This is a genomic window from Trinickia mobilis, assembly GCF_017315705.1.
GTDB classification, from domain to species: domain Bacteria; phylum Pseudomonadota; class Gammaproteobacteria; order Burkholderiales; family Burkholderiaceae; genus Trinickia_A; species Trinickia_A mobilis.
Genome location: NZ_JAFLRF010000078.1, coordinates 4,831 through 11,226, shown reverse-complemented (window position 1 = coordinate 11,226; position 6,396 = coordinate 4,831). Strand labels below are relative to the sequence as shown.

Genomic DNA, 6,396 nt, shown 5'->3' with positions numbered 1-6,396 from the left:
CTGTTGTACATGTACAACCGGTTCATCGCCGATATTACCGTGGCGATTATCCGTCTCAAGCAGGCGTTTGGCGGCGTCAAGGACGCCACGGAGAACAAATTCAGAGTCTGGCGGCGTGCGGTGCCGGTGACGTACCGGCGGGCTTAAGCGATCGATGAGTTCAGGCCGCTAATGAGGGAATTCTTCTCGAACCGTCGGGAAGACCAGACCGCGCTCGGCTGAGGGATGTCCATATATCAATGGAGACACTATGAAGAAGTCCTGGTTCATCGTCCTCATGCTGTTTCTGGCAGGGGCCATCAGTTACATGGACCGCGCGGCTCTACCGATCGCGGCACCGTTGATCACGAGGGATCTCCACCTCGATCCCGCCAAACTCGGCATCGTGTTCAGCGCGTTCTTCGTCGGCTACTCGCTCTTTTCCCTCGTGGGCGGCTACGCGTCCGACCGTTTTGGCGCCAAGCGGGTGCTCGTTGCGAGCATGAGCCTGTGGTCGGTTTTCTCCGCGCTCACGGCGGGCGCGTTCAGCATGGCTTCGCTGCTCGTCGTGCGTGTGGTTTTCGGCGCCGGCGAAGGGCCGTATTTGAGTTGCACGAACAAGATGCTCAACGGGTGGTTCGAGCACGGCAAGCAGACGACCGCAGTCGGCTTCGCAACTGCCGGCCAGCAGTTCGGCGGCGCGATCGCGGGACCGATCGTCGGCGTGCTAGCGTTGCATTTCGGCTGGCGCGTGTCGTTCATCGTGATCGCGCTGATGGGTCTCCTGTGGGTCTCGGTGTGGGCTGCAACGGTGACCGACCGTCCCGGCGAGCGAGACATCGAGAGCCGCAACCCGGAAATTGCGGCGCGTGGCGACTTGCAGCACGCGGGCGCGGCGACGTCCGGGGAGCCAGTCGCGCCGCTTGGCACCTACCTCCGGAACCCGCAGATCCTCGCGACGTCGTTCGCGTTCTTCGGCTATGCGTACATCGTCTACTTCTTCCTGTCGTGGTTCCCGAGCTATCTGACGATGGAGCGACACCTAAGCATCGCGTCGATGAGCGTCGTCAGCGTCATTCCGTGGGCTTTTGGCGTGGTCGGCGTCGCGCTCGGTGGGTTGGTTTCCGATGTGTTGTTTCGCATCACCGGCAACGCGCTGCTCAGCAGGAAGCTGGTGATCGTGGTCAGCCTGCTGATCTCAGCTGTTTGCATCGCGATCGCTGGGCACTCGGACAGCGTAAACGTGGCCGTCGCGCTAATGGCGATCACGGTGTTCTTCGCGAATATGACGCTAAGTGTCTACTGGGGGATTATTAACGATATCGTCGAGCCGGCGCGGATGGGCAGCGTCGGTGGGTTCGTCCACTTCGTTTCGAATATCGCCGGCATTCTCGCGCCGGCAATCACCGGGTTCATCGTCCAATGGACGAAGCTGTTCCAGAGCGCGTTCTTGCTGAGCGGCGCCGTCGCGCTGGCGGGGGCGCTCGCGGTCGCCTTCTTCGTCCGTTCCGAGCCGCCCATCGCGGGAGTTACGGATGCGCGCGGCGGCTTGGCTGGACGTTCGTCGTCGTCGCCGATGCGGGCAGCCAGCTGCGCATCGGCGAGGGCGACCGATTGAGCGCACGATAGGGACATTCTAGCCGGCGATGATCTTTCGTTACCCATTCAGGGGGAGCGATCAATAGCCTGCCCGGGCAGATCACAGAGTGCCAGACGTGGATTTCTGCGCGCTTACCGTGTACTGTAGCCGTCATTATGATCGATGACCTGAAATCGTTCGTCACGGTGATCAATGAGGCGTCGCTGACCCGCGCGGCCGACGCACTGTCCGTGTCGCAATCCACGATATCCAAGCGCATCCAGCGGTTTGAAGAGCTGCTGGGCGTCGAGCTTTTCGACCGCAACACAAAACCCCCGCGACCGACCGCTCTCGCAAACAGGGTCTACGAACACGCGGTACCGCTGTTGCGAGCGCTCGGACATTTGCTCGATCTTGCGCGCGAGGACGCGGCGCCGTCGGGGACGATGCGCCTCGGCTTGTCGCAAGTAGTGGCGGACGTTGTGCTGTTCGATGCGGTGATGGCCATGAAAAAGCAATTCCCTGCGCTCGTGGTGAGGTCGCGTACCGAGCAGGGTACGCAGCTACAGCGCATGGTGGAAAACGGCTCGCTGGACGTTGCGGTGTTGATGCTCCCGCCCCGCTCATCGCTGTCGGGCGAGTTGATCGCCCGTCCGATCGGTACGTTCGATCTGAAGGTCGTGCAAAGCGCGGAGAAACCGCTCGTTAAACGCCAGGCAACGATCAGGTCGCTCGCGGACCACGACTGGATACTCAATCCCGACGGATGCGGTCTGCGAGCGGCCCTCGAGCGTGCAATGGGCGGCGCCGGCGGGCAATTGCGGCTGAGCGTCGATACCTACTCAGCGAGTACGCAGTTACAGCTCGTTGCAGCCGGCCTCGGTCTGGGCCTCATGCCGCTTGATTCGCTACATGCGAGCGCCTGGCGCAATCAGCTAAGCGTGGTGGATGTCGGCGACTTCGCGCTGTCGCTTGATCTGTGGCTAGTTTTTCCGCAGCACTTGGGCAACCTGACGCACGCCGCCGAGGCGCTGGCGCAATCCATTTCCGCGTCTTTTGCCCGGCAGGCCGCGGAAAGCCTCAGACAACGCGCGGACACGTCACGCCCGACCGCCGCGCAACCCCTGATCGAGGCGCGTTGAAACCATGGCGACCCGCGTCGCACTGATCGCGACAAGAAGGACGACGTCGTGCTGCGGACCGTTCGGCACGCTTACGCCCCGGCCGTCCTGCGAGAACGCTGCCGCTTAGACGACTCGTCAACCGAATGCGTGAGCCAATCAACAGCTCAATTCAGATCTTCGGCGCGACCAATCAGACGCCGACAACCGGCTCCCAACTAGACGTTTCGTCTTCGCTTCGACTTCGGCCGGTTGCGTACGGTCCGCTGTCTCAAGTGGATCCAGGTAACACTGGAATCGGGCTTTATCGCAAGCAGTCCTTGCGGTCGAATCCGTGCACGACGCCGATGTGGGCGCCCTGGTCGACCAGTACATGCGTGGTGGCCTTCCCTCCCAGACGCCCGGATCGGTGCCTTCCATAAAGTTTCCGATATTTCCGGAGCCGTTCATGGCCGATGGAGGCGAACGCGCGGCTGAAACAGGCGAATGACAGGCTGCGAGATGCGCGAAAGTGAGCACTGCTGACGTCGCAAGGGAAACTCACAAACTAAGCACCGCTGACGTCGCAAGGAAACTCACATGAGAGGACGACGGAGATCATAATGACCAAAAGCATTCTGTATCTAGCTGCCAGCCTTGTGGCGATTTCATCGATAGCTTCTGCCGAAGATCTGTCGACTGCTACAGCGCCCTTGCCGCCAGGCACGTTCACCACGTCAGCGCATTCTGACGAATGGAAAATTCGAAATGCATTGAGCGGGGGCCCTACCACCATCGCGGAGCACGCAACCGTGATTGATTGGCCCACGAATATGATGGATGGAATGTCTCATACCAGAGTGCTTCGCAAGGGCACCAACGGTTGGACATGCTTGCCCGACATGCCCGGAAGGCCTCAGCACGACCCGATGTGCGTAGATGAGACCACCATGAAGTGGCTCACGGCGACCCTCGCTGGGAAGAAGCCGGACATCGATCGCGCAGGACTGTCCTTCATGCTCGACGGCGAGGCAAGGGAGCAGGGAGGAGAGCACATAACTTCGGATAAAGACCCCAGCCAGGTCAAGAAATGGGTCTATATCGGCCCACACATCATGATCGTACTTCCCGATTCAGACAAAGACGCGCTCCGGGACGTCAGTCAACATTTCTCCAATGACCAGCCCTTTAAAAGGGTCTTCGGTCCCGCAGATGTAGGGACGCCATGGTGGCTCATTCCCATTGCAAAGGCCGGTGACAGGATCGAGGAGGTCCCGATGAAATAGGAAACAGCAGGTCTGCGATGGCAGCGAGCGGGGATCGCGCCGGCGCATGATGGCTCGGCGCGAACGGTTATAGAAATATGCCCGGCGACCGTCTACTGTACGCGGCGCCAATAGGTAATACCGTGAGTGAGCCGTCAAATTGATTAGATGCGGCCGAGCTGCTTGGGCTATCCGGCTGTCGATGGAGACATATGCCCTAGGATCGACGCGACGATGAGCACGACGAGCAACAACACCGCTTCGACCGCCAATAGAGAAGAGAAGCCGCGGATCGCCGCGTACGGCACATGTTCGTCATCCGGTTGGTGACTGCGCATGCTCGGTAGGTACACCGTTCGGTTCCAGCCTGCAGCAATGACCGCGGCGGTCACAAGGACCAGTTTGATTCCAAGAACGTGTCCATAAGGAATCGAAACCAGCGGTGCGGTCACTTGCGCCGTATCCTCAGCGGCGTTATAGACGCCCGTGAGAAGCACTAGCGCCAGTGAGGCAGTCGCGAAATGCGAGAGCCGGGTACAGAACTCCACGCAGTATTGCCACGCCGAGTTTTGCCGCAACGCGGATCGCCCCAAAACGACTGCCGCAATCATCACGCTGCCTGCCCACATCGCTGTTGCACACAGATGCACAACGTGAACCGCCTCGCGCAGCGTAAAGTCCCCTGAATCGGCAGCGTGACTCGCGGCTGCCTTTCCTGCAGCGTAGACGACCGCACCTAGTGCCACGACTACCCCGAAACGCTTTCCAAGCACGCTGCCGAGCACCGCCAAAATCGTGCCCGCGAACCCGAGCATCCAGGCGATGCCAAAGTGCGACTCGGCAAGAACCGGGGCGATCAGCGGACCGGCCTCGGCCGCGGATACCCTGCCCATCACCGCTGCTTGCAACCATAAATATCCAATCGCGGTCACTGCAAGCAGGCCGAAGGCGATGCGCTGCCACCTGAGCACCCACCCCGGCATGACGACGTGATTGCGTTGCAGCAGCACACCGTTCGCCCACAGACCCGCTGCCGTCGCAAATAGGATGTCCTGGATGGAAGCGGCGCCTATTTGTGCGACGACGAGCGGTTCCATCGACAATTCATCGAAAAAGTGCATCCTGATTAGAAAAGGGGCTTGCCCATAGAGTTGGGGAAGATGTCGTCGAAATACACGTGCGCCTGCAAAAGCACGCCTACATGCGTGCCCGTTGCCCGGTTGACTGGAATCTGCGCTTCGATGCCGAGTTGGCCGTAACGGTTGAGCCAGATGAGACCGGGGTTGACATAGCCGGTCGTTTGACCCGCGCACGCACCGGCCGTGCAGGTGCTCATTGGGAATTCGACAACCGGAATCAAACTGTTGAACGGCTCTGGCAGCCCCAGATCTTTCACCTGGTTTTGCAGATACGGGATGCTGTACTGCAGCGTGAATGCCCAGCCGAGCGAGTTGGGCCCAGTGTCCGAGGACGCCGTCGTGATGTTGGGGCCGACCTGGCCGGTGATGGCGAACGGCCGCAGCAGCCCGAAAGAGGCGGGCAAATCGCCGAAGCCCTTGCCGAAATAGACGGTCGGCGTAAACGTCGAGAATGAGTTCGCAATCGGTTTGGCGCCTGTCCCGCCAATCTGCGCCATCAATCCCACCGAAGCCATGAATTCATGCCGCGCATTTGTGTAGACCAAGTATTTGGCCCCCACCGTGAGGTTATCCCAGCCCTTGGCCGAACCGCTTGGCGCATTCTGGTTGACGTACTGGCTGGCGACGCTGAACTGCAAATTCCGGGTGATGAGCTTGTCGTACTCGTACGAGACGGTGTTGACATTCATGTTGTCGCCGTTGCTGTCCGGGCTTGCGATGTGCCCGAACTGAACATTGGCTTCATCGCCGACCCCGGGATCGTCAACCGTCAAGGTGACCGGAAACACCCGATCGCCGACGACGGCGTGAGCCGAAGCGGCGGGCAGGTAACCCAGCCCGGCGGTGAGGGTGGCAGCCGTGATGAATGCGGCGCGCGATGACGCCGCGTTGTGCCTCAAAGCGTTACGCATGATTGTTTTCCCCTGTTGTCTCCGGTGTCGCCACGCACCGACGTGGCGACACCTCTTATGCAAGATGCGCGGCGCTGGGGATCTTCAGGCTATGTTACGAACGCCGCCACAACGTGCGTCCGAAGAACGTCAGCGTTCGATCCCACGCGAGTTGCGCCCAGACGGGATCGAACTGCGTCCTCGTGATGCGGTCCGGTCCGACGGCCGTCTCGTTGGCAAACGCATGGTGGGCCAGATACCGATGAAACTCCACGTCGACACCACCCGTCTTCAGCTTTGCTTCGAGCTCCTCAACGTGCTCCAGGGCGAAGAAAGCGTCCTGCGTCGCCCAGTGCGCCTGAATCGGCGCCTTGATCTTGGCAGGATCGAGGTACTCGAGCGGCGGGAGGCCGTACCAGGCCACACCGGCATCGAGATCGGGAA

General features: G+C 60.7%; 6 protein-coding genes. 3 read left to right on the top strand and 3 right to left on the bottom strand.

The annotated features are described in order from the left end of the window. Positions 1-250: 250 nt before the first annotated feature. From J3489_RS36420 to J3489_RS36410, 3 genes are all read left to right on the top strand, one after another. Positions 251-1,597 (top strand): MFS transporter, encoded by a 1,347-nt coding sequence (locus J3489_RS36420; protein ID WP_207005648.1) that lies wholly within the window; start codon positions 251-253, stop codon positions 1,595-1,597. A 137-nt stretch (positions 1,598-1,734) separates the two neighbouring features. Further along, complete coding sequence (locus tag J3489_RS36415) at positions 1,735-2,700, top strand: LysR family transcriptional regulator (protein ID WP_207005647.1); 966 nt, start codon at positions 1,735-1,737, stop codon at positions 2,698-2,700. 581 nt (positions 2,701-3,281) lie between these two features. Further along, positions 3,282-3,944, top strand: coding sequence for a hypothetical protein (locus tag J3489_RS36410; protein WP_207005646.1), 663 nt, complete (start codon positions 3,282-3,284; stop codon positions 3,942-3,944). Between the two features lie 167 nt (positions 3,945-4,111). Here J3489_RS36410 and J3489_RS36405 read toward each other — a convergent pair whose 3' ends face one another. From J3489_RS36405 to J3489_RS36395, 3 genes are all read right to left on the bottom strand, one after another. Then, complete coding sequence (locus J3489_RS36405) at positions 4,112-5,020, bottom strand: CopD family protein (RefSeq protein WP_207005645.1); 909 nt, start codon at positions 5,018-5,020, stop codon at positions 4,112-4,114. Positions 5,021-5,049: 29 nt separating this feature from the next. After that, the gene (locus tag J3489_RS36400; protein WP_242540590.1) at positions 5,050-5,973 is read right to left on the bottom strand and encodes a hypothetical protein; all 924 of its coding nucleotides are present in this window, start codon (positions 5,971-5,973) and stop codon (positions 5,050-5,052) included. A gap of 94 nt (positions 5,974-6,067) precedes the next feature. Next, the coding region (locus J3489_RS36395; protein ID WP_207005644.1) for a dienelactone hydrolase family protein at positions 6,068-6,396 on the bottom strand (329 nt) is incomplete at its 5' end.